The sequence below is a fragment of the Janthinobacterium sp. CG3 genome, assembly GCF_000344615.1.
GTDB lineage: Bacteria > Pseudomonadota > Gammaproteobacteria > Burkholderiales > Burkholderiaceae_D > Janthinobacterium.
This window is the reverse complement of the sequence record NZ_KB467824.1, coordinates 2,239,953-2,260,631: the sequence shown is the minus strand read 5'-3', so window position 1 is coordinate 2,260,631 and position 20,679 is coordinate 2,239,953. Positions and strand designations below refer to the sequence as shown.

General features: G+C 67.2%; 20 protein-coding genes. 16 read left to right on the top strand and 4 right to left on the bottom strand.

Features of this window, described 5'->3' with window-relative positions; all coding sequences use genetic code 11:
- Nucleotides 1–256 precede the first annotated feature (256 nt).
- The 4 genes from JANGC3_RS30750 (at nt 257) to JANGC3_RS0109715 (ending at nt 5,510) form a co-directional block, all read left to right on the top strand.
- Entirely contained in the window at nt 257–1,288 is a 1,032-nt protein-coding gene (locus tag JANGC3_RS30750; protein ID WP_017876300.1) for a choice-of-anchor J family PEP-CTERM protein, read from the top strand.
- A complete protein-coding gene (locus JANGC3_RS0109725; RefSeq protein WP_026132787.1) occupies nt 1,275–2,711 on the top strand; it encodes a PA domain-containing protein in 1,437 nt (478 codons plus the stop codon). The genes JANGC3_RS30750 and JANGC3_RS0109725 overlap by 14 nt, the downstream gene beginning before the upstream one ends.
- Nucleotides 2,712–2,944: 233 nt before the next feature.
- On the top strand, nt 2,945–4,990 hold the full coding sequence (locus tag JANGC3_RS34075) for a methyl-accepting chemotaxis protein (protein ID WP_051068265.1): 2,046 nt from the start codon (nt 2,945–2,947) through the stop codon (nt 4,988–4,990).
- A 67-nt stretch (nt 4,991–5,057) separates the two neighbouring features.
- Complete coding sequence (locus JANGC3_RS0109715; protein WP_017876297.1) at nt 5,058–5,510, top strand: cache domain-containing protein; 453 nt, start codon at nt 5,058–5,060, stop codon at nt 5,508–5,510.
- Between the two features lie 63 nt (nt 5,511–5,573).
- Here the strand turns inward: JANGC3_RS0109715 and JANGC3_RS0109710 are convergent, their stop codons facing one another.
- The gene (locus tag JANGC3_RS0109710; protein WP_017876296.1) at nt 5,574–5,978 is read right to left on the bottom strand and encodes a tautomerase family protein; all 405 of its coding nucleotides are present in this window, start codon (nt 5,976–5,978) and stop codon (nt 5,574–5,576) included.
- Nucleotides 5,979–6,107: 129 nt separating this feature from the next.
- Here JANGC3_RS0109710 and JANGC3_RS0109705 point away from each other — a divergent pair, with 129 nt between their 5' ends.
- Entirely contained in the window at nt 6,108–7,016 is a 909-nt protein-coding gene (locus JANGC3_RS0109705) for a LysR substrate-binding domain-containing protein (protein WP_017876295.1), read from the top strand.
- 15 nt (nt 7,017–7,031) lie between these two features.
- On the opposite strand, the gene JANGC3_RS0109700 is transcribed toward JANGC3_RS0109705, so the two are convergent.
- Complete coding sequence (locus tag JANGC3_RS0109700; protein WP_017876294.1) at nt 7,032–8,606, bottom strand: oleate hydratase; 1,575 nt, start codon at nt 8,604–8,606, stop codon at nt 7,032–7,034.
- A 268-nt stretch (nt 8,607–8,874) separates the two neighbouring features.
- A complete protein-coding gene (locus JANGC3_RS0109695; protein ID WP_017876293.1) occupies nt 8,875–9,303 on the bottom strand; it encodes a thioredoxin family protein in 429 nt (142 codons plus the stop codon).
- Nucleotides 9,304–9,485: 182 nt separating this feature from the next.
- On the opposite strand from JANGC3_RS0109695, the gene JANGC3_RS0109690 reads away from it, so the two are divergent.
- The 6 genes from JANGC3_RS0109690 (at nt 9,486) to JANGC3_RS0109665 (ending at nt 14,101) form a co-directional block, all read left to right on the top strand.
- Nucleotides 9,486–10,505, top strand: coding sequence for an alpha/beta fold hydrolase (locus JANGC3_RS0109690; RefSeq protein ID WP_017876292.1), 1,020 nt, complete (start codon nt 9,486–9,488; stop codon nt 10,503–10,505).
- Nucleotides 10,506–10,636: 131 nt separating this feature from the next.
- A complete protein-coding gene (locus JANGC3_RS0109685; protein WP_017876291.1) occupies nt 10,637–10,978 on the top strand; it encodes a hypothetical protein in 342 nt (113 codons plus the stop codon).
- 115 nt (nt 10,979–11,093) lie between these two features.
- On the top strand, nt 11,094–11,816 hold the full coding sequence (gene tsaB, locus JANGC3_RS0109680; protein ID WP_026132786.1) for a tRNA (adenosine(37)-N6)-threonylcarbamoyltransferase complex dimerization subunit type 1 TsaB: 723 nt from the start codon (nt 11,094–11,096) through the stop codon (nt 11,814–11,816).
- Nucleotides 11,813–12,283 (top strand): ribosomal protein S18-alanine N-acetyltransferase, encoded by a 471-nt coding sequence (gene rimI / locus JANGC3_RS0109675; protein ID WP_017876289.1) that lies wholly within the window; start codon nt 11,813–11,815, stop codon nt 12,281–12,283. The genes tsaB and rimI overlap by 4 nt, the downstream gene beginning before the upstream one ends.
- Nucleotides 12,280–13,146 carry a uracil-DNA glycosylase gene (locus JANGC3_RS0109670; protein ID WP_017876288.1) on the top strand — a complete coding sequence of 289 codons (867 nt, stop codon included), beginning with the start codon at nt 12,280–12,282 and terminating at the stop codon, nt 13,144–13,146. The genes rimI and JANGC3_RS0109670 overlap by 4 nt, the downstream gene beginning before the upstream one ends.
- Nucleotides 13,130–14,101 carry a DUF1853 family protein gene (locus tag JANGC3_RS0109665; protein WP_017876287.1) on the top strand — a complete coding sequence of 324 codons (972 nt, stop codon included), beginning with the start codon at nt 13,130–13,132 and terminating at the stop codon, nt 14,099–14,101. The genes JANGC3_RS0109670 and JANGC3_RS0109665 overlap by 17 nt, the downstream gene beginning before the upstream one ends.
- Before the next feature lie 81 nt (nt 14,102–14,182).
- On the opposite strand, the gene lplT is transcribed toward JANGC3_RS0109665, so the two are convergent.
- Entirely contained in the window at nt 14,183–15,445 is a 1,263-nt protein-coding gene (gene lplT / locus JANGC3_RS0109660; protein ID WP_026132785.1) for a lysophospholipid transporter LplT, read from the bottom strand.
- Nucleotides 15,446–15,576: 131 nt separating this feature from the next.
- On the opposite strand from lplT, the gene alr reads away from it, so the two are divergent.
- From alr to fliD, 5 genes are all read left to right on the top strand, one after another.
- On the top strand, nt 15,577–16,674 hold the full coding sequence (alr, locus tag JANGC3_RS0109655; RefSeq protein ID WP_026132784.1) for an alanine racemase: 1,098 nt from the start codon (nt 15,577–15,579) through the stop codon (nt 16,672–16,674).
- A gap of 94 nt (nt 16,675–16,768) precedes the next feature.
- On the top strand, nt 16,769–18,148 hold the full coding sequence (gene radA, locus JANGC3_RS0109650; RefSeq protein WP_017876283.1) for a DNA repair protein RadA: 1,380 nt from the start codon (nt 16,769–16,771) through the stop codon (nt 18,146–18,148).
- A 149-nt stretch (nt 18,149–18,297) separates the two neighbouring features.
- Complete coding sequence (locus JANGC3_RS30745; RefSeq protein WP_157406551.1) at nt 18,298–18,744, top strand: PilZ domain-containing protein; 447 nt, start codon at nt 18,298–18,300, stop codon at nt 18,742–18,744.
- 24 nt (nt 18,745–18,768) lie between these two features.
- Nucleotides 18,769–19,089 (top strand): PilZ domain-containing protein, encoded by a 321-nt coding sequence (locus JANGC3_RS0109640; RefSeq protein ID WP_157406550.1) that lies wholly within the window; start codon nt 18,769–18,771, stop codon nt 19,087–19,089.
- Nucleotides 19,090–19,281: 192 nt separating this feature from the next.
- Nucleotides 19,282–20,661, top strand: coding sequence for a flagellar filament capping protein FliD (gene fliD, locus JANGC3_RS0109635; protein ID WP_017876280.1), 1,380 nt, complete (start codon nt 19,282–19,284; stop codon nt 20,659–20,661).
- The last annotated feature ends 18 nt before the right edge of the window (nt 20,662–20,679 follow it).

Genomic DNA, 20,679 nt, shown 5'->3' with positions numbered 1-20,679 from the left:
CGCATGCCCGGTCCCGGGGCGAGGTTTAAAGTCAGGGGCTGCATAGTGAAACCATACTACCACCGCGCGGCGCCCGGGGTGGCAGCAAGCAAAGCGCCGCCGCCGCGGCCAAAAAATGAATTCTTTGCGGAATCCTAAATTAGCTTAAAGATAATTATTAACCATATATCAATATTGAAACCCGCCGACGCCATATTCTGGAATGGCAGTGTGCGCTATGCCCGCTGATTCCCCACAACCATTTCAAGGCGGACCCATGAAAACGTCCCGTATTCTCTATCCACTTGTTGCGCTGGTCTGCGCGACTTGCGCCCACGCCGCCTCGGCGGCGGTCGTGCTGGCGCAAGGTTTCGACGACGTCGACGCGCTCGACGGCTGGCTGCTGGTGAACCGCAGCGAGCCCCCCGGCAGGTCCTGGTTCCAGGGCAATCCGGGCGTGTTCGCCGCCCAGTCCGGCCCTGCCGATTCCTATATCGGCGCCAATTTCGAGAGCGCGCAAGGCGACAGCGGCGGCGTCGACAACTGGCTGATCACGCCGCTGCTGGCGCTGGCGGGGCCGACGCAACTCTTGTTCTACACGCGCGGCGCGGCAACGCCCGGCTTTCACGACATGCTCGAGGTGCGCTTCGGCCAGGGCGACATGGCGGACCCGGCCACCTTCGCGCAAACCCTCGTCAGCGTGGGGGCGGGCGGCTATCCGGACAGCTGGCAGCGCGTCGTCGTCGGCGTCAACGTCGTCGGCGGCGGCCGGTTCGCCTTCCGCTACACCGGCCCGGCCGCCGCCGCCGACTACATCGGCATCGACAGCGTGGTCATCACCAGCGTGCCGGAACCGGGCGCCTACGCCTTGTTCGGCGCCGGTCTGGCGCTGTTGCTGTGGCGCCGCCAAGGCCGCCGCGCCGCCGCGGCCGCCCTGGCGCTGGCCGCGCTGGCCGCCTTGGGTATAGCGCCGGCGGCCGGCGCCGGCGAGCCACAGAGCATGGTGGTGGTGCGCGACGCCGCCAGCGGCCGCTTGCGCGCACCCACCGCCGCCGAGTTCAAGGTCTTGCAGGAGAGCACGCCGTCGGGTGCGGCGACGCGCAGCCGGACGGACGCGCCGGCGCAGATCGAGTTACGCGCCGACGGCACCCGCCGCGTCCACCTGGGCGACCGCGCCACCGTCTATACCACCAGCGGCCGCGACGCCGCCGACGCCAGCCACCAGCAATGCGCGGCCGCGCCCGAGGCCGGCGCCGCGCCGGACCACACCACCACCCACGCCGAGGAGCACCGCCATGAAGCCGACTAAACGCGCCGTATTGCAACACGCCATCGCGGCGCTGTCGCTGTGTTGCCTGGCACTGGGCGGCGCCCGGGCCGACGTCGTCATTACCATCGTCAACGCCAACCTGGCGGGGGAGGGCTTCAACGACCCGACCCCGGCCGATCCGGTCGGCGGCAACGCCGGCACCACCCTGGGCGCGCAGCGCCTGATCGCCTTCCGCCACGCCCTCGACATCTGGGGCGCCAAGCTCGACAGCGCCGTGCCGATCCGCGTCATGGGCTCGTTCCAGCCGCTGCCGTGCAACGCCTCGAGCGGCGTGATCGGCAGCGCCGGCGCGTGGGACGTCTACGCCGACTTCCCGGCCGCGCCGAAGAGCAACACCTGGTATCCGGCGGCGCTGGCGAACAAGCTGGCCGGCGTCGACCTGTCGGCCGCGGCCGATCCGCACATCGTGGCGTATTTCAATTCGCGCCTGGGGCTGGCGCCGGATTGCCTGCCGGGCCTGCCGTTCTACCTGGGACTGGACAACCAGCACGCCGACGCGATCGATTTCGTCACCGTGTTGCTGCACGAAATGGGGCACGGCCTCGGCTTCCAGACCTTCACCGACGAGCGGAGCGGGCAGTTCCTCGCCGGCCTGCCGTCGGTGTGGGACCACTACCTGCTGGACAACCGGCTCAACCAGGTGTGGGTGAACATGACGGCGCCGCAGCGCGCCGCGTCCTCCGTCAGCGGGCGCGGCCTGTCGTGGAGCGGCCCGCGTGTCACATCGGCGGCGCCCTCGGTGCTCGGGCCGAAATCGCGCCTGACCATTGGCGGCGTGGCGGCCGGCGCGGCGGCCGGGCAGTACGAGGTCGGCGACGCCTCGTTCGGTGCGCCGCTGGGCGCCACCCCCGTCACCGGCCAGGTGATGCCGGTGCTCGACCAGCGCGACGGCCGCGGCCTGGCCTGCGCGCCGCTTAGTCCGGCCAACGGGGCGGCGCTCAGGCAGAGCGTGGCGCTGGTCGACCGCGGCGGTTGCGCCTTCGTCGACAAGGCGAGAAACCTGCAGGAGGCCGGCGCCGTCGCCATGATCGTGGTCAACAACGCGCCGGGCGATGCGGCCGGGCTGGGTGGTGACGACGACGGCGTGACGATTCCCGCCGTGATGGTGAGCCAGGCCGACGGCAACGCCATCCGCGCCGCGCTGCATCGCCGCTCGCGCAGCGCGTCGGGCGTGCTCGCCAGCCTCGACGTCGACCCGTCCAGGTTGGCCGGCACCGATCTGCGCAACCGCATCCTGATGTACACCCCGCCGCTGTTCCAGCCGGGGTCGTCGGTGTCGCACTACACCACGGCGGCCAAGCCGAACCAGTTGATGGAGCCGTTTATCAACGACGACCTGACGCACCAGGTCGAGCCGCCGCGCGACCTGACGCTGCCCTTGCTGCAGGATATAGGCTGGTAGCACGCGGGTAGCGGCGTAACCGGACGGCGGCGCTACCCGCCGCCCGCATTTCCCTTCCGCATTCCGGCCGGCCGCCGGGCCTGATCTGTCGCATAAATCTCAACGCGGTGAATTAGCGCTTTCAAGTTTTTCAGCATAGTAATATAGTGAAAGCCTGACGTAGCTCAATGCCCGCGAGCAAGAAACGTCGTGTGCCGCCGCCCGCGGCAGGCTTTCAGAAGGAGTATCCAGAAATGTCAAACTCTTCCGTGCTCGATCGCCTGCTGCTATGGCAAAAGTTCGTCATCGTCAGCTTGATCGCCTTGGTGCTGACCGCCATCCCCACCTATATGTACACGCGCGAGGCGGCCAAAACGCTGGACGCCGCCTTGATGGAGAGGGACGGCCTGGCGCCGGTTGCCGCCGTCCTGAAAGTGATACAGCAGACGCAACAGCACCGCGGCCTGTCGGCGCTGGTGCTCGGCGGCGTCGACAGCGCCAAGGAACAGCGCGACGCCAAACAGCAGGCGGCCGACCTGTCCTACGGCGAGGTGGCGCACATCGTCAAGAACTTGAACGACAAGGCCATCAACGCCGCCTGGGAGCCCGCCGCCAGGGATTGGGAAACCCTGCGCGACAACGTCAGCAAGCGCAGCATCACGGTGCCGGCCAGCTACGCCGCGCACACCGCGCTGGTGCCGAAGTTATTGATGGTAAACGACCTGATCGCCGATTACTATGCCTTGAGCCTGGACCCCGACCTGGACAGCTACCAATTGATCCAGTCGATGTATTACCAGTTGCCGTATCTGACCGAGGAACTCGGCAAGATGCGCGCGAAGGGCGCCGGCCTGCTGGCAAAGAAGTCCGCGACGCCGGCCGACAAGTTCGTTCTTTCTGGCATTATCGCCCGCGTACAGGACCGCCTGAGCCAGACCCTCGTGTCGTTCAATAAGGCGGCGGCGGCCAATCCGGCGCTGGGCCACCGGCTCGCCCCCGCCATGCAGGACCTGGTCAACCAGGCCCACGGCGCGATGCAGTTGGCGAAAGAAAAAATCGTCACGCCGGACACGCTCGATTTTTCCGGTTCGGACTATGTGAAGGCGACGACCGACGCCATCAACGCGCAGTTCAGCGCCAACGAGATGGCGAGCAAGGAGTTGAAAGACTTGCTGGAGGCGAAGATCGCCGATCTGCGCAGCAGCCGTTGGATGATGGCGGCGGCCATGCTGGGGCTGATCGGCCTGGCCGGGCTGATCCAGTATCTGGTCTCGGTGTCGGTCAGCGCGCCGCTGTCGAAGGCGATCGCGGTCGCGCAACTGGTGGCGAAAGGCGACCTGACGTCGCGCTTCGATGTGGTCGGCAGCAACGAGACCGGCCAGTTGCTGCGGGCCTTGCAGGACATGAACGAGAGCTTGCAGAAGCTGGTCGGCGACGTGCGCAAGAATATCGACAACATCAGCGGCGCCTCCCAGGACATCGCCTCCGGCAACGCCGACTTGTCGGCGCGCACCGAGTCGCAGGCCTCCAGCCTGGAGGAAACCGCCTCGTCGATGGAGCAGCTGACCTCGACCGTCAAGCAGAACGCCGACAGCGCCAAGCAGGTCAACTTGCAGGTCATGACCGCTTCGGGCGTGGCCGTCAAGGGCGGCGAAGTGGTGGCGCAGGTGGTGCAGACGATGGCCGACATCAACGGCAGCTCGCGCAAAATCGTCGACATCATCGGCGTCATCGACGCCATCGCCTTCCAGACCAATATCCTGGCCCTGAACGCCGCTGTCGAGGCGGCGCGGGCCGGCGAGCAGGGCCGCGGCTTTGCCGTGGTCGCCTCCGAGGTGCGCAACCTGGCGCAGCGCTCGGCCGTCGCCGCCAAGGAAATCAAGCAATTGATCAACGACAGCGTCGAAAAGGTCGACCTCGGCAACAAGCTGGCCGACCAGGCCGGCAAATCGATGGGCGAGATCGTCGCCAGCATCAGCGGCGTGACCACCATCATGGCCGACATCCTCAGCGCGTCGCAGGAGCAGTCGCTGGGCATCGAGCAGGTCAACGAGGCGGTGATCCAGATGGACCATATGACGCAGCAGAATTCGGCCCTGGTCGAGCAGGCGGCGGCGTCCGAGAGCCTCAACGAGCAGGCGCAGCTGCTGGTGCAGGCGATGAGCATCTTCCGGCTGGGCGAACCCGCGCCGGCGTCCGCCCGGCCGGCGCGCACGCCGCCGCGGCCGCCGGCGCCGCCGGCGCCTGCGCGCGCGGCGCTCGGCCACGCGGCCGCGAAGAAACGCCCGCAGTCCGCCTGATCCCGCCGGTTTTGCCGTGTGCTGTTGACCTCTCAGCGCCGCTTGTACCCTCCAAGGAGACGATGCAATGAACAAATTGATCGCAGGGCTGCTGGCCGCTAGCGCGCTGGCCTCTTCCCCCGCTTTTGCCGGCGACGACACCGCCGCCGCCATCGCCATGGTCGAGAAGGGCGCCGGCTATATGAAAAAAAACGGCAAGGAGGCGCTGATCACGGCGGTGAACGCGAAAAGCCCGGAGTTCGTCAGCGAACGCGTGTACCTGACGGTGCGCGCGCTGGACGGCACGCAACTGGCCCACCCGGTCAATCCCAAGCTGGTGGGCAAAAACCTGGTGGTGCTGCCCGACGCCGACGGCAAGCTGTTCCGCAAAGAAATCATCGACCAGGCCCAGGCCAAGGGCAGCGGCTGGGTGGATTACCGCTACAACAATCCGACCTCCGGCGAAGTGGAAAAGAAATCCACGTACTTCCTCAAAAGCGGCGACGTGATCCTGGAAGCGGGCATCTACAAGGGCAAATAGCGGCGGGAATAGTCCGCCGCACGCTTGCGCTACACGCCAACAGGAGCGGCGCCGGGTTCCGCTTCAGTCCGTCCCCATCTGCTGCACCAGGCCCATCGCAAAACGGCCTTCGCCGACCGACCAGTCCGAGTAATCGTTCTCGTGCATGAAAATCAGCACGTCCTTGGGCGAGACCTTGGCGCCGCTCTTCAGGTTGCGGGCGATGGCGGCGTACAGCTCGCGCTTCATGGCGTCGCTGCGGCCGCGGCGCAGCGTGATCTCGACCACCACCACGCGCTCCGAGCGGGCGATGCCGTTGAAGGTGCGGCTGCACCAGAACTGGTGCGACTGGTACTCGGACAGCATATTGAACAGCTCGTCCTCCGGCATGCCGATGCTCTCGACCAGGGCCCGGTGGATGCCGTCGACGATGGCTTGGCGCTGTTCCTGGCTGGTGTCTTGGTGTACGTTGGTACGAATGAACGGCATGGGCGTTTTCCTCACAATTAAATGAAATCCGGTAACATGGCCGCGGCCACGCCGGAGATGTATTGTGGCAAACCGGAAAGCCCGCCGAAAAGCGATATTTACTCACCACATAAGTGCCGAAAACTCACAATGAAACGCCGCCTGCCACCGTTGAACTCCCTGCGCGCCTTCGAGGCCGCGGCCCGGCTGGGGCGCATGACGGCCGCCGCCGAGGAACTCGCCGTCACGCCCGGCGCCATCAGCCGCCAGGTGCGCCAGCTTGAGCAGGTGCTGGGCGTGAGCCTGTTCGAAGGCTCGAAGAACCAGCCGCTGCTGACGGCCGCCGCCAAGACCCTCCTGCCCGAACTGACGGCGGCGCTGGACCGGATCGAGGCGGCGGTGCGCGCCGTCAGCGACGACGCGGCCGGCACGCTGGACGTGTCGTGTTTCAGCACCTTCACCGTGAAATGGTTGATACCGCGCCTGTACCGTTTCAACGCGCTGCACCCCGACATCGAGATCCGCCTGAGCGCGGCCGAGCGGGCCGGCGACGTCGACCGCGAGCGCTACGACCTCGTCATCACCGCCGCCGACGCCGCCAACGGCGACGGCGACGGCGTGCTGGCGCTGTTCGACGAACGCCTCGGGCCGGTGCTGGCGCCGTCGCTGGCGGCCCGGATCGCCTTGCTGGCGCCGGCCGACATCCTCGGCCAGCCGCTGCTGCACACCCGCACGCGCCTGAACGCCTGGCAAATGTGGGGTGAATCGCTGGGCTGCGCGGTGCCCGTCCAGGCCGGCCCGGAATTCGAACACTATTACTTCACGTTGGAGGCGGCCATCGGCGGCCTGGGGATCTGCGTGGCGCCGTGGCACCTGGTGATCGACGATATCCGCGCCGGCCGCCTGGTGGCGCCGCTCGGCTTTCAAGCCAGCGGCTACCGTTACGTGGCGAAACGCCGGGCGCAGCCGAACCGCCGGCTGGACCGGTTTTGCGCCTGGCTCGGGGCGCAGGCGCGGGAAACGCCGGCGCCCGGCGACTGCTTGACGCGGTCGCCGTAGCGGGCGCGCCGCGGTTTACTTGAACGCCTTGATGACGGCGTCGAATTTCACCTTCAGCGAGTGGTCGTGCGGGTGGATCGGCGGTACTTCGCGATCGATCTTCAGCAATTCGTACACCGCCATTTGCGCGGCGCGCACCGAGTACTCGACCGTGAAGACGACGTCGTCGGCGATTTCGACGAACTGGCTGACGAAGGCCAGGTTGGTCGAATTGGCCGGCACCGGCAAGGGGCGGTCGCTTTTGGCGCGCGGCATGAACATGCTGGTAATGTAGGGCATGCGGCAAGGGATGCAGTTGGCCTTCGTCATGGTGGTGTCGAAGTCGAAGTTCAGATGGCCGCACAGCTCGCGCAGGATCTCCTCGCCGTTGCACTCGGACATGGGCTTGGCAACGAAGTCGCCGACGCGGTCGGGGTGCAGCGCGTAACCCCAGAACACTTGCACGCCGTCCGGCTGGCCGGCGAAGTGCGGCTGGTGCGCCAACACCACCGACATGAACCAGTTCGAGTCCTTGAACGTCACCAGGCCGCCGGTGCCGGCGCGGTTGCCGGTGAATTTCTCCATCTGGTCGAAGAAGGACGTGTCCTTCAGCGTGACGGTAAACGAGGCCCAGTACGATTCCGGGATGCTGGAGTTGAACGCGGCCGGGTTGCCGAATTCGGGGCGGCCCGCCGCCAGTTTCTCCCACAGGGTCCAGCCGCCGCTGTCGTGCTTGGTGTGGCGCGCCGGCGCGTCGCGCATGCTGCCGTAGGTCGAGGCGTCGGTCATGGAACCGTTCTGGAAGAACACCAGGTCGCCGTCGGCCACGCCGACCACGTCGGTGCCGCCGTGGCGCCGGCAGTGGATGCCGGTGACGCTGACCTTGCCGTCCTCGGTTTTCAGGTCGAAGTCGGTGACGGTGCAGTCCATCACGACCTTGACGCCCTGCGCCTGCAGCCAGCTGATCAGTGGCCGCACCAGCGAGTCGTATTGGTTGTAGACGGTGCGCTTGACGCCGGCCAGGGTTTCGATGCGCGAGAATTCCATCATGAAGCGATGCAGGTAGCGCTTGAATTCAACCGCGCTGTGCCATGGCTGGAAGGCGAACGTGGTGGCCCACATGTACCAGAATTCGGTGGTGAAAAAGGCCGGCGAAAGCCAGTCTGTAATGCAACTGGCGCCCAGCGTGGCCTCGTCGGCGTCGCTCAGCTTGAGTAGCTCAAGCCGGTCCTGCATGCTGAAACCCATGCTGCTGACGTCAACCTTGAAGCGGTTCCTGTCGACCAGCCGGGCCATCGAATGGGGGATGTGTTCCTCGTTGAAGGCGATGGTTTCGTCGAACACGGTGCGGCCGGGATGGCTCAGCGACGGGATCGACTTGAACAGGTCCCAGGTGCACTCGTAGTTGTCGGTGGTGAGCATGCGGCCGCCGCGCAGCGTGTAGCCGTCGTCGGCGTTGCCGTTGCCGTCCAGGCTGCCGCCGGCGGAGGGCGCCGCCTCGAAAATGGTGATGTTGGCGCCGGCGACGCCGCCGTCGCGGATCATGAAGGCCGCCGCGGACAGCGAGCCGATGCCGCCGCCGACCAGATAAGCTTGAATAGGATGCTTCATATTTTTCCAATTCCTTGAAAACGCAATGTCGATGTCGTGCTTATGCGTTACTGAATACTTGCAATTCAGAATGAATTAAAGCTCAGGTTGTATTTCATTCTAGCAAGCGGGAATCGGTGAAAATTGAAGGGATATTCTAATGAACGGGCAAAGTCGGCTAATTTCCCGCGTTATGTCGGTAAATTTTGATATGGATCAAAATCGGCCCCGGCGAATTGGATGCCGGCAGGCGAGGCCGCGTGCCGGCAACCGCGCCGACATCCGGCCCTCAGGCTTGGGCGGCCCGTAGCAGCGCGCGCAGATTGCATTCGCGCTGCCACTGCCGGCGCTCGGCGCTGGCGCCGGACAACGCGGCCAGCTCGTCGGCGCTGTGCGCAGCCTGCGCCTGTACCAGGCGGTGCGCCAGGCCCGGGTCGGGCAGGACGGTGCCGAAAAACGCCACCTGCTCCTCGCATTGGATCAGCAAGGTCGGGAAGTTTTCGATGTCGAGCTCGCCGACCACCTCGGCCTGGTCTTCGATGTCTATCCACAGGAAAAACTTGTCGGGGTGGCGCGCCGCCAGCTCCTCGAACACCTTGCGGTAGCCGGCGCAGGTGCCGCACCAGGCGGCGCACAGGCAGGCGACAATCCAGCGCTCGCCGGCCAGCGTTGCCAGCACGTCGTCGCGGTTTTCATTATTCAGGGTCAGACTGTGCATGGTATCTATGCCAAATGGCGCCACTGGCGCCGGATGCGCGTATTTTACCTTGCCGCGGTACGTGCGGCCGCGGCGGCGGCGGCGCCGCTATTGCCGGCGCCGGATCAAGTCGCCGTTGCGCCCGGCGGAACTTGCGCGGCCGTCTGGCTGTCCGATGGAAGTGGCGATGAAAAGGAGACGAGATGGATAAATTCATACTGAGTGGCGGGGCGCCGTCGGGCGCCGGCTGGATCGCGCTGGCGGTGATGGGGCTGGCCTATATGGTGGTGCGCGGAAAGACTCGCCAGGTTGAACGGCGCCATCCGGCCGGCGGGAAATTCCTGCTCGTCGACGGCGTCCGCCTGCACTACGTCGAGCAGGGGCAGGGGCCGACCTTGCTGCTGTTACACGGCAACGCGACGATGGCCGAGGATTTCAGCTTGTGCGGCCTGGTCGGACAACTGGCGCGGAATTTCCGCGTGGTGGCGATCGACCGGCCCGGCTACGGCTACAGCGAACGCCCGCGCGGCCGGCTGTGGACCCCGCGGGCGCAGGCGCGGCTGCTGCGCGGCGCCCTGTTGCAACTGGGCGCGGAACCGGCCATTGTGCTAGGGCACTCCTGGGGTACGATGGTGGCGCTGGCGATGGCGCTGGAATTTCCCGCCAGCGTACGCGGCCTGGTGCTGCTGTCGGGCTACTACTACCCCAGCTTGCGGCTCGACGTGCCGTACGCCGCCATCCCGGCGATTCCGCTGCTGGGCGACCTGATGCGCTTTACGCTGTCGCCGTTGCTGGGCCGGCTGCTGTGGCCGGTTTCGATGCGCTTCGCGTTCAGCCCGCGCAAAATCGCCGGCAGCTTCCGCCTGCCGCCCTGGATGTCCTTGCGCCCGCTGTCGATGCGCGCCAGCGCCGAGGAGGCGGCGTTGATGATCCCGGCCGCCGCGGCCTTGCGCAAACGCTATGGCGAGCTGCGCATGCCGGTGACGATCATGGCCGGGGCCAACGACCGCGTCGTCAGCGCGCAAGGCCAGTCGGCGCGCCTGCACGCGGAGCTGCCGCACAGCGAACTGCTACTGTTCCCGGCCGTCGGCCACATGATGCAGCATCTGGTGCAGGACGACATCGCGGCGCAGGTCGGGCAACTGGCCGGCGCGGCCGAGCCCGCGCCGCGCCCGCCGGCGGCCGGCCGCGCGCACGACCGCGCCGGCGCGCCGCTGCACTAAGCGCAACACCGACGGCGCAAAGCCGGGGGGGGGGGGACTCCTACAGCGCGACGGCTTGCCGTCCTATGCCGAATCGGCTCCCGCTTGACTAGCATGCGGTGTCAACCGCACACTCAATCTGGAGGCATCCAATGACCGCACCGCAACCCACCACGCAGCAAGGCCGCAACAGCGCGATGGACAAAACCGACGCCGAACGCGAGCGCGGCGATCCCTACGCCAACCAGGGCGGGGGCAAGCTCGGCAGCGGCAACGTCAACAGCGGCCACCCGGCCAACGACGTCATCACCCGCGCCGACTCGGCCAAGACGCGCGCCGACACCGCCCGCAGCACCGAGGTCGTCGGCGCCAACGTCAAAGGCTCCGGCATGCCCACGCGCAGCGGCGCCGGCAAGCTGGCCGACGACCGCCCCGGCCGCAACGATCCGAAAAGCGAGCACGCCTCGTCGTCGCGCAACACGCACGAGGAGTAGGCGCGGTCAGGCCAGCCGGGGCCGCCGCCGCGACCGTCGTGGCGGCGGCCGGGATCGCGTCCCGCCACCGTTGGCGGAAAGCCCCGGCAGGGGATGCGGCGGGTTAAAATACCGCATGTCTACCATTCTTGCCATTGAAACCTCGTCCGAACTCGCCTCTTGCGCATTGCTGCGCGGCGACGTCGTCAGCAGCCGCGATTCCTCCGGCGTGCGTACCCATTCCCAATCGATCCTGCCCATGGTGCAAAGCCTGCTCGAAGAAGCCGGCATCGCGCTGCGCGACTGCGACGCGATCGCCTACGGCTCCGGCCCCGGTTCCTTCACCGGCGTGCGCACCGCCTGCGGCATCGCCCAGGGCCTGGCGTTCGGTGCCGGCTTGCCGGTGGTGCCGGTGGTCACGCTCGACGCCATGGCGCTGGCTTGCCACCAGCAACACCAGGCCGACGCCATCCTTACCGTGCTCGACGCCCGCATGGGCGAGGTCTACTGGGCCGAGTACGCCTACGCCGGCGCCGACGGCTTGCGGGCGGTGGTCGCGCCGACCCTGTCGGCGCCGGCCGAGGTGCAGCCGCAAGGCGAAGCCGTCAGCGCCTGTGGCAACGGCTTGGCCGCGTACGCGCCGGCGTTCCAGGGCCGCGCCTTCGCCGCCGCCGCGCACCGCGACATCATGCCGCACGCGGTGCAGATCGGCCAGTTGGCGCGCGTCGCCTTCGCCGCCGGCGCCTTCGTCGCGCCCGCCGAGGCGCAGCCGCTGTACCTGCGCAATAAAATCGCCTTCACCAGCGCCGAGCGGCTCGACATCAAAAACGCGAAGGCCGCCGCGGAGGCCGCCTTATGACGCCGCAGTGGGACCTGGCCCGGCTCAACTACGAGCCGATGAGCGAGCGCGACATCGACGAGGTGCTGGGGTTGGAGGAATGCGTCTACCCGCACCCCTGGAGCCGTGGCAACTTCGTCGACTCGCTCGCCAGCGGCTACCAGGCCTGGGTGCTGCGCGACCAGCACGGCTACCTGCTGGGCTACTTCCTGCTGATGGCCATCGTCGACGAGGCGCACCTGCTCAACGTCGCCGTCAGCGCCGAGATTCAGGGCCAGGGACTCGGCCGTTTCCTGCTGAACCAGGCGGTCGCCTGCGCGCGCGGCCTGGGCATGGAATCGGTGCTGCTGGAAGTGCGGCCATCCAACTCCCGCGCGCTGGAGATTTACCGGCGCTACGGCTTTTCCCAAATCGGACGGCGCAAGGCTTACTACCCTGGCGCCAACCAGCAACGCGAGGACGCCATTGTGATGCGGCTCGACATATGAACCAGAGCACGGGCCGCAGCGCGGTTTTCCTCGAAGAGATGGGCGTGGGCGCCTTGTGGCGCCTGCGCCAGCCGGTGGCGGGCTTGCCCGACGCCGAGTTGGCGGCGCCAGCCGAGTCCGAGTCCGACGCCGTGGACGTGGCGGCACCGGCCGTCGCCGCCGTGGCGGCGGCCGCAGCCGCGGTGCCGGCGGCAACGCCGGCCCGGCCCGTCGCCGCCGCGCCGCCGGACGGCTCGACCGCATGGTTCGACGACGCGCCGGCACCGCCGCCGCCGGTTCCGGTGTCGGACCAGGCCATCGCCGCGATGGACTGGAACGAATTGAAGACGGCCATCGCCAAATGCACGCGCTGCCAGCTAGGCAGCAGCCGCAAGGGCGTGGTGTTCGGCCGCGGCGACCGCAACGCCGACTGGCTGGTCGTCGGCAGCGGCCCGAACCGCGCCGACGAGCGCGACGCGCAAGCGCTCAGCGGCGCCGCCGGCAAACTGCTCGACAACATGCTGCTGGCGATCGGCTTGCAGGCCGACAGCAACGTCTACGTCACCAACCTGGTCAAGTGCCGTCCGGGCGCCGCCGACGGCGCCGAGCGCGCGCCGACGGCCGAGGAAAACGCCGCCTGCCGGCCCTTCCTCGAGCGCGAACTGGCGTTGACCGGCGGGCGCATCATCCTGACCATCGGCCAGGCCGCGGCCGGCGGCCTGATACGCAGCCCGGCCGCCGCGCGCGGTACCGTGCGCCGGCTCGGCGGTATCCCGGTCGTCGCCACCTACCACCCCGAGGACATGCTGCGCCAGAGCGATACCAAAGCCAAGGCATGGGGCGACTTGTGCCTGGCCAAGCGCACGCATGCCGCCGCCGACTGAGGCGGCGGGCGACGCCTTCCAGGCGCGCTTCGAGCGCCGCTGGGGCCATCTGACGCGGCCGCACGTGCGCGCGCTGGCCTGGCTGCTGGACGCGCCCGACCTGCTCGACCCGGCCAGCGCCCACTGGGGCGGGCGCATCGCCACCCTGGGCGCCACCAGCGCCGCCGACGCCGCCTGGCTGGCGGCGCTGCAGCGCGACCCGGCGCCGCTCGACGCCGCGCTCGGCGCCCGCTACTACTCCCGCCTCGGCCTGTACGCCGAAAAACTGCTGGCCTTTTACTTCGCGCAGCGCGGCGTGCTGGTGGCCCACGGCCTGCAGGTGCGCGCCAACAAAAACGACACGGTGGGCGAGTTCGACTTCCTGCTGCGCCTGGACGGCGCGTTGGCGCACTGGGAGTTCGCCACCAAGTTCTACCTGCTCGACGGCGAACCGGATGACGGCCGCTTCCACCGCCTGATCGGCCCCAACCTGGCCGACAGCCTGGGCCTCAAAATGCGCAAGATCATCGACAAGCAGCTTTCGCTGGCGCAGCATCCGGCGGCCCAAAGCCTGCTGCCGGGCGCGCCCGACAGCGCCCAGGCGCTGGTCAAGGGTTGGTTGTTCTATGCGGGCGGGACGGTGCGGCCGATGGCCGGCATCTCGGCGGCGCACAACCATGGTTTCTGGAGCACGCTGTCGGGCATCGACGGGCTGGCCGGCGAGCGCTTTGTCGTGATGCCGCGGCTGCAATGGCTGGCGCCGTTGAAAGTGGCGGCCGGCGTCGCCGTGCTGGGCCGGGACGCGCTGCGGCAACTGCTGGCGGCGCAATTCGCCGCCACGCCGGGCGCCGTCATGGTGGCGGCGGTGCGAGAGGAAAACGGCTGGGAGGTGGAGTGGCGGCGTGGCTTCATCGTGGCCGACGACTGGTCCCGCCAAGCCGCCGAACGGCGCGACACCGGCAAGCTGCCGCGGTAACAGCCAGCGCGCCGCTTAAACAAGATACACCAAAGGCGACCAGCCCGGGGTCAGGCCCTTGGTTGAAACGAGGCCGCCAACTTAATGCTTATGCTCGCCGATCAAGGCCAGCGAATCGTGCTCGCGCTGGCTGGCGGCGTGCTTGCGCATGATCATGTACATGGTGCCGGCGACGAACAGGCCAAACGCGACGATGATAATGTCGAGGTCCAGATGCAGGCGGATCATCACCGAATACACGGCCAGCATCGTCAAGATCGACAGGTTCTCGTTGAAATTTTGCACCGCGATGGAATGGCCGGCGCTCATCAGCACATGGCCGCGGTGCTGCAGCAGCGCGTTCATCGGCACCACGAAAAAGCCCGACAGCGCGCCGATCAGGATCAGCAGCGGGTAGGCCAGGTACACCGAATGGACCTGGGTCATCAGCATGACGATGACGCCCATCGCGATACCCAGCGGTATCACGGTCAACGACTTGCGCAAGGGAATGAAGCGCGCCGACAGCGCGGCGCCCAGCGCGACGCCGATGGCGACCACGCCGACCAGGCTGGTGGCCTTGTCGAAGGGCATGTGCAGCGATTTCTTCGCCCATTCCAGCACGATCAGCTGCAAGGTGGCGCCGGCGCCCCAGAACAGCGTCGTCACCGCCAGCGTGATCTGGCCCAGCTTGTCTTTCCACAGGATCGAGTAGCAATTGGCGAAGTCGGTGATCAGCTTGATCGGATTGCGTTCCTGGTGCGGGTACACGCAGCCGGTGTCGGGGATTTTCAAATTGAAGATGGCCGCCAGCACATAGGTGCCGCCGACGATGCACAAAGCCGCCTCGGTCGGCGTGTCGATGCCGGTGTCCATGCCGGGGAAGTCGAAGCCTAGCAGGGTCGGCGCGACGCGGCTGCTGACCAGCGCGCCGCCCATGACGGTGCCAAGGATGATCGAGGTGACGGTCAGGCCCTCGATCCAGCCGTTGGCGGCGACCAGCTTTTCCGGCGGCAGCAGTTCGGTCAGGATGCCGTACTTGGCCGGCGAATAGATCGCCGCGCCGAAGCCGACCACGGCGTAGGCCAGCAGCGGGTGGATCTGGGCGAAGATCAGGGCGCAGCCGAAAATTTTCACCAGGTTGGCGATGAACATCACGCGGCCCTTGGGCAGCGCGTCGGCGAAGGCGCCGACGAAGGCGGCCAGCAAGACGTAGAACAGCACGAAGGAGAGTTTGAGCAGCGGCGTGATCCACGCGGGCGACTGCGTCGAAATCAGCAAGTCAATGGCGACGAAGAGCAGCGCGTTATCAGCCAGCGAGGAAAAAAACTGCGCCGCCATGATAGTGTAGAAACCACGATTCATTCTTAAGTGCCTGAAATCATATATATGGCTTGCTTTATACCATGAATATCGGGTATTCCCCAAACTTGCACGCGGTGTGGCGGGGCCGGGTCCGGTAGAATACGCCCTTAACCATTACCCAGTAGAACGTTATGCCAAGGCCGATAGTCGCAACGATCCATCTCGATGCCATGCAACATAATTTGGCGCGGGTGCGCGCCTGCGCGCCGCGGGCCAAGGTCTGGGCGGTGGTCAAGGCGAATGCCTACGGCCACGGCCTGGAGCGGGCGCTGCGCGGCTTCGCCGGCGCCGACGGCCTGGCGCTGGTCGAGCCGGACTACGCGCTGCGCCTGCGCCAGCTGGGCTGGGGCGGGCCGATCCTGCTGCTCGAGGGCTTCTTCGATGCGGCCGACCTCGACGCGATGGCCGCGCACGGCATCAGCGGCACGGTCCACTGCGTCGAGCAGATCGCCCTGCTGGAGGCGGCCACGCTGCCGCGGCGCGTCGACCTGCACCTGAAGATGAACACCGGCATGAACCGGCTCGGCTTCACGCCGGCCGCCTTCGCCCAGGCGTATGCGCGCTTGCGCGCGATTGCCGGCGTCGGCGACATCACGCTGATGACGCATTTCGCCAACGCCGACGAGGCGGCCCACCCGGCCTTGCCGATCGGCGAGCAGATCCGCCGCTTCCGCCTCGGCGCGGACGGCCTGGAAGGCCAGCGCAGCCTGGCCAACTCGGCCGGCGTGCTGCGCCAGGCCGAACTCGACGCCGACGTCGCCAGCGACTGGGTCCGGCCCGGCATCATGCTGTACGGCGGCACGCCCGGCGGCCGGCCGGCGGCCGCCTTCGACTTGCGCCCGACGATGACGCTGCGCAGCGCCGTCATCGGCGTGCAGGACATCGGCGCCGGCGACGTGGTCGGCTACGGCAGCCATTACCAGGCCGCCGGCCCGACCCGCGTCGGCGTCGTCGCCTGCGGCTACGCCGACGGCTACCCGCGCCACGCGCCGCACGGCACGCCGGTGCTGGTCGACGGCGTGCGCACCAGCCTGATCGGGCGCGTCTCGATGGACATGATGACGGTCGACCTGAGCCACGTGCCGGGCGCCGGGGTGGGCAGCGCCGTCACGCTGTGGGGCCAGGGCTTGCCGATCGACGAGGTGGCGCAGGCCGCCGGCACCATCGGCTACGAGCTGATGTGTGCGCTGGCGCCGCGCGTGCCGGTGGTAGAGATGCCGCTAAGTTAACGATATTCGAGGGTCGGCTTAGCCAGCCGGGGCGTAACCCGGCTGGCGCCGCCGCCGGCATTTCCAATCACCCTATATAGTAGCGATACTCCCCATGGCAAAAGCAAAAACCAACTACACCTGCAGCGAATGCGGCGGCGTCAGCAACAAATGGACCGGCCAGTGCGGCGCCTGCCAGCAGTGGAACACGATGGTCGAAACGGTTCCCGAAAGCGCCGGCGGCAACAACCGCTATTCCAATCCGCAGCACATGGCGCTGGCGCAGACGGCGCCGGTGCTGTCGCTGTCGGATATCGACGCGATCGACGTGCCGCGCTTCGGCACCGGCATCGAGGAGTTCGACCGCGTACTCGGCGGCGGCATGGTGGCCGGCGGCGTCGTGCTGATCGGCGGCGACCCGGGCATCGGCAAGTCGACGCTGCTGTTGCAGGCGCTGGCGAACATGTCGCACAGCAAGCGCGTGCTGTACGTCAGCGGCGAGGAGTCCGGCGCCCAGATCGCGCTGCGCGCCAAGCGCCTGGTCATCGACGCCAAGGACTTGAAACTGCAGGCCGAGATCCAGCTGGAGAAAATCCTCGGCACGCTGGCCGACCTGAAGCCCGACGTGGCCGTGATCGACTCGATCCAGACCGTGTATTCGGACGCGCTCAGTTCGGCGCCCGGCTCGGTGGCCCAGGTGCGCGAGTGCGCCGCCCAGCTGACCCGCATGGCCAAGCAGACCGGCGTGACCATCATCCTGGTCGGCCACGTGACCAAGGAGGGCGCGCTGGCGGGGCCGCGCGTGCTCGAGCACATCGTCGACACCGTGCTGTACTTCGAGGGCGACGCCCACTCCAGCTTCCGGCTGGTGCGGGCGATCAAGAACCGCTTCGGCGCCGTCAACGAGCTGGGCGTGTTCGCCATGACGGAAAAGGGCTTGAAGGGCGTTTCGAACCCGTCGGCGCTGTTCCTGTCGCAGCACGACAACCAGGTGCCCGGCTCCTGCGTGATGGTGACGCAGGAGGGTACCCGCCCCTTGCTCGTCGAGATCCAGGCGCTGGTCGACACCAGCCACCTGCCGAACGCGCGCCGGCTCTCGGTCGGGCTGGAGCAAAACCGGCTGGCGATGCTGCTGGCGGTGTTGCACCGCCACGCCGGCATCGCCGCCTTCGACCAGGACGTCTTCATCAACGCCGTCGGCGGCGTCAAGATCACCGAGCCGGCGGCCGACCTGGCGGTGCTGCTGGCGATTAACTCGTCGATGCGCAACAAGCCCTTGCCGCGCGGCCTGGTGGTGTTCGGCGAGGTCGGCCTGGCCGGTGAAATCCGCCCGGCGCCGCGCGGCCAGGAGCGCCTGCGCGAAGCCGCCAAGCTGGGTTTTTCAATCGCCATGATCCCCAAGGCCAACCTGCCCAAGCAAGCCATCGAGGGCATGACCATCATCGCCGTCGAGCGCATCGACGAGGCCTTCAACAAGCTGCGCGAGCACGAGTGACGGTGTGGTGTCGACGACAATAACAATTCTTTGATGTAACTAATATTTCCGTATGGCATTATAATAGCGTCCGCTGGCCGGTGCATCTCCGGCGGCCGGACCCGCGTGCGCGGGCTTCGCCGGATACATTTGACGCATCGGACGGACAATTGCTAGTTGATCAAAGAAAGGGGCTGCGCAAGGTGATGCGCGGCAGGGCCATGCTGATGCTCGACGGCGCCGGCCCGGTGCACGCGCGCGCCCAGGACGTCGGCCTGGGCGGTGTTTCACTGGGGCTGGTCGATTCGGTGCAGGTGGGGCAATGCGGCTTGGTGTCGTTTCAAATTTTCTCTGGCGGCAAGCTCGACATTGTGACGACCCGGGTCGAGGTCATGCACTGCGTCTGCGGCAGCGACGGTTTCAAGGCCGGCCTGCAGTTCGGCCGGCTCGACGAGCGGGCCGCCGCCGCCATCGCCAACTACCTGCGGCGCGACTGGCCGCCGTCGGCGCGCAACCGCGAGCGCGACCGGACGCCGCTGCCGTTTGCACATATAATAACCACGGTCCGGCAGCCGCGCTATGGCGGTGTCGTCGCCCGGCCGGCGCCACCCGACTAACGCGTATTGAGCATCGGATATAAATTGTCAGTAGAGCAACGGCAAACGCCGCGTAAGATATTACGTACCAGGGCCATGCTGGTGATGGACGGCGCCGCCGCCGTGGCGGCGCACACGATGGACATCGGCAGCGGCGGCGTCGCCGCCGTGGTCGACGGCAAGTTGGCGCTCGGGCACAAGGGACGCATCATGTTCGAGATGCTGATCGAGGGTAAATTGCACCTGGTCGACAGCCAGGTTTCGGTTACGCACTGCATCCTCAGCCACGAGGGTTTCAAGGTCGGCTTCCAGTTCGCCAACCTCGACATCGCCGTGGCGAACGCGATCAACAAGTACCTGCGCTGACCCGGCGCAAGGCGCAAGGGCCGGTCAGAGCGAGAATATAGCCTCAGCTCGGGGCTTTGTTTTTCCGTTAAAAGTACATAATGTGCAATTGAAGGGAATGCAGGCCAACACGCCAACAGCGTCGACGCCCCGTCTCTTGCGAGGCCGGCGGCAGATCCGCCGCGCCATTGTCTAACCGGACGGGACGCCATCATGTTTAGCTCTGCAATCAACAATACCAATCCATATAACGCCAATGCCGGCGCCACCCAGGGCGGCGTGTCGGCCGACGTCTACGCGCGCGTGGAAAAAGTCATGGCCTCGCAGGGCAAGGGCGTGGCCAAGCTGAACAGCGCGCTGACGCGCGACCAGACCAAGTTGTCGGCGCTGGGCCAGTTGCACACGGCCTTGGCCAAGTTCCAGTCGATCGCCCAGGGCATGGCGGGCGGCGGACTGGCGACCTCGGCCATCTCGTCTGCCAAGGGCGTGCTGGGCGCGAGCACCACCGGCCAGGCCGCCAGCGGCAGTTACGCCGTCGACGTCAAGCAATTGGCGCAGGCGCAGGTGCTGGCCAGCGCCGAGCAGAAGAGCGCCGACGCCGCCATCGGCAGCGGCGCGCCGGCCGTCATCACGGTGGAGTTCGGCAGAGCCGACGGCGCCAGCTTCGCGCCCGGCGACGACAAGACCAGCAAGACCGTCACGATCAAAAACGGCAACAACACGCTGCAAGGCATCGCGGCGGCGTTCAAGGAGGCCGGCATCGACGCCAAAGTCGTGAAGAGCGGCGACGGCTTCGCCTTGACGCTGAACGGCCAGAGCGGCGCCGCCGGCAGCATGCGCATCAGTGTCAGCGGCGACGCGGCGGTGAAGGACTTGCTGTCGCACAGCCCCGGCGCGGCCAAGGGGATGAGCCAGAGCGTGGCCGCGCAGGACGCGCTGCTGAGCGTCAACGGCACAGAGATCAAGAGCGCCGTCAACACCCTGGGCGCGGCCATCGCCGGCGTCAGGCTGGAGCTGACCGGCAAGGGCGCCACCAGCGTGGTGGTGGCGAAGGACCCGGGCCAGATCGCCGGCAACGTCGCTGGCCTGGTCAGCGCGTACAACAGCATGAACGCCAAATTGCAGTCGCTCAAGGGCGGCGAGTTGAAGTCGGACCTGGCGCTGTCGCAGGCCAGCAGCCAGATGGGACAGGTGCTGACGTCCGGCGGCAATGGCGTGCCGACCTCGGTGCTGGCGAAGATCGGCGTGTCGATCGGCAAGAACGGCGAGCTGGTACTCGACGAGAAAAAGCTCAACAGCGCCATCGCCGCCGACCCGGACGCGGTCAGCAAGTTGTTCACCGACAACGGCCGGGGCGTCGCCGACCAGTTCGCGGCGAAGATCGGCGCGCTGACCGGCGACAGCGGCATGCTGAAAAAAGAGGTGGCCTCGGTCGGCAGGGAGATCACCACGCTGACCGGCAAGAAGGCCGCGATGACCAAGGCGCTGACGGCGCAGGCGAACGCGCTGGTGCAACTGTATTCGCAGCAGGCGCAGTCCGGCGGCGGCTATGGCGCCGGGCCGTCCCGTTCACTGTTCGATTTCATGGCGTAGCGCGCGCCGGCGGCATGT

Bases quoted from the DNA above. Each gene is read 5' to 3' on its own strand.
- JANGC3_RS34075 (WP_051068265.1), top strand. From the start codon at position 2,945: ATGTCAAACTCTTCCGTGCTCGATCGCCTGCTGCTATGGCAAAAGTTC.
- tsaB (WP_026132786.1), top strand. From the start codon at position 11,094: ATGTCTACCATTCTTGCCATTGAAACCTCGTCCGAACTCGCCTCTTGC.
- JANGC3_RS0109725 (WP_026132787.1), top strand. From the start codon at position 1,275: ATGAAGCCGACTAAACGCGCCGTATTGCAACACGCCATCGCGGCGCTG.
- lplT (WP_026132785.1), bottom strand. From the start codon at position 15,445: ATGAATCGTGGTTTCTACACTATCATGGCGGCGCAGTTTTTTTCCTCG.
- JANGC3_RS0109710 (WP_017876296.1), bottom strand. From the start codon at position 5,978: ATGCCGTTCATTCGTACCAACGTACACCAAGACACCAGCCAGGAACAG.
- JANGC3_RS30750 (WP_017876300.1), top strand. From the start codon at position 257: ATGAAAACGTCCCGTATTCTCTATCCACTTGTTGCGCTGGTCTGCGCG.
- JANGC3_RS0109695 (WP_017876293.1), bottom strand. From the start codon at position 9,303: ATGCACAGTCTGACCCTGAATAATGAAAACCGCGACGACGTGCTGGCA.
- JANGC3_RS0109685 (WP_017876291.1), top strand. From the start codon at position 10,637: ATGACCGCACCGCAACCCACCACGCAGCAAGGCCGCAACAGCGCGATG.
- JANGC3_RS0109700 (WP_017876294.1), bottom strand. From the start codon at position 8,606: ATGAAGCATCCTATTCAAGCTTATCTGGTCGGCGGCGGCATCGGCTCG.
- rimI (WP_017876289.1), top strand. From the start codon at position 11,813: ATGACGCCGCAGTGGGACCTGGCCCGGCTCAACTACGAGCCGATGAGC.
- JANGC3_RS0109715 (WP_017876297.1), top strand. From the start codon at position 5,058: ATGAACAAATTGATCGCAGGGCTGCTGGCCGCTAGCGCGCTGGCCTCT.
- JANGC3_RS0109705 (WP_017876295.1), top strand. From the start codon at position 6,108: ATGAAACGCCGCCTGCCACCGTTGAACTCCCTGCGCGCCTTCGAGGCC.
- alr (WP_026132784.1), top strand. From the start codon at position 15,577: ATGCCAAGGCCGATAGTCGCAACGATCCATCTCGATGCCATGCAACAT.
- JANGC3_RS0109670 (WP_017876288.1), top strand. From the start codon at position 12,280: ATGAACCAGAGCACGGGCCGCAGCGCGGTTTTCCTCGAAGAGATGGGC.
- JANGC3_RS0109665 (WP_017876287.1), top strand. From the start codon at position 13,130: ATGCCGCCGCCGACTGAGGCGGCGGGCGACGCCTTCCAGGCGCGCTTC.
- radA (WP_017876283.1), top strand. From the start codon at position 16,769: ATGGCAAAAGCAAAAACCAACTACACCTGCAGCGAATGCGGCGGCGTC.
- fliD (WP_017876280.1), top strand. From the start codon at position 19,282: ATGTTTAGCTCTGCAATCAACAATACCAATCCATATAACGCCAATGCC.
- JANGC3_RS0109690 (WP_017876292.1), top strand. From the start codon at position 9,486: ATGGATAAATTCATACTGAGTGGCGGGGCGCCGTCGGGCGCCGGCTGG.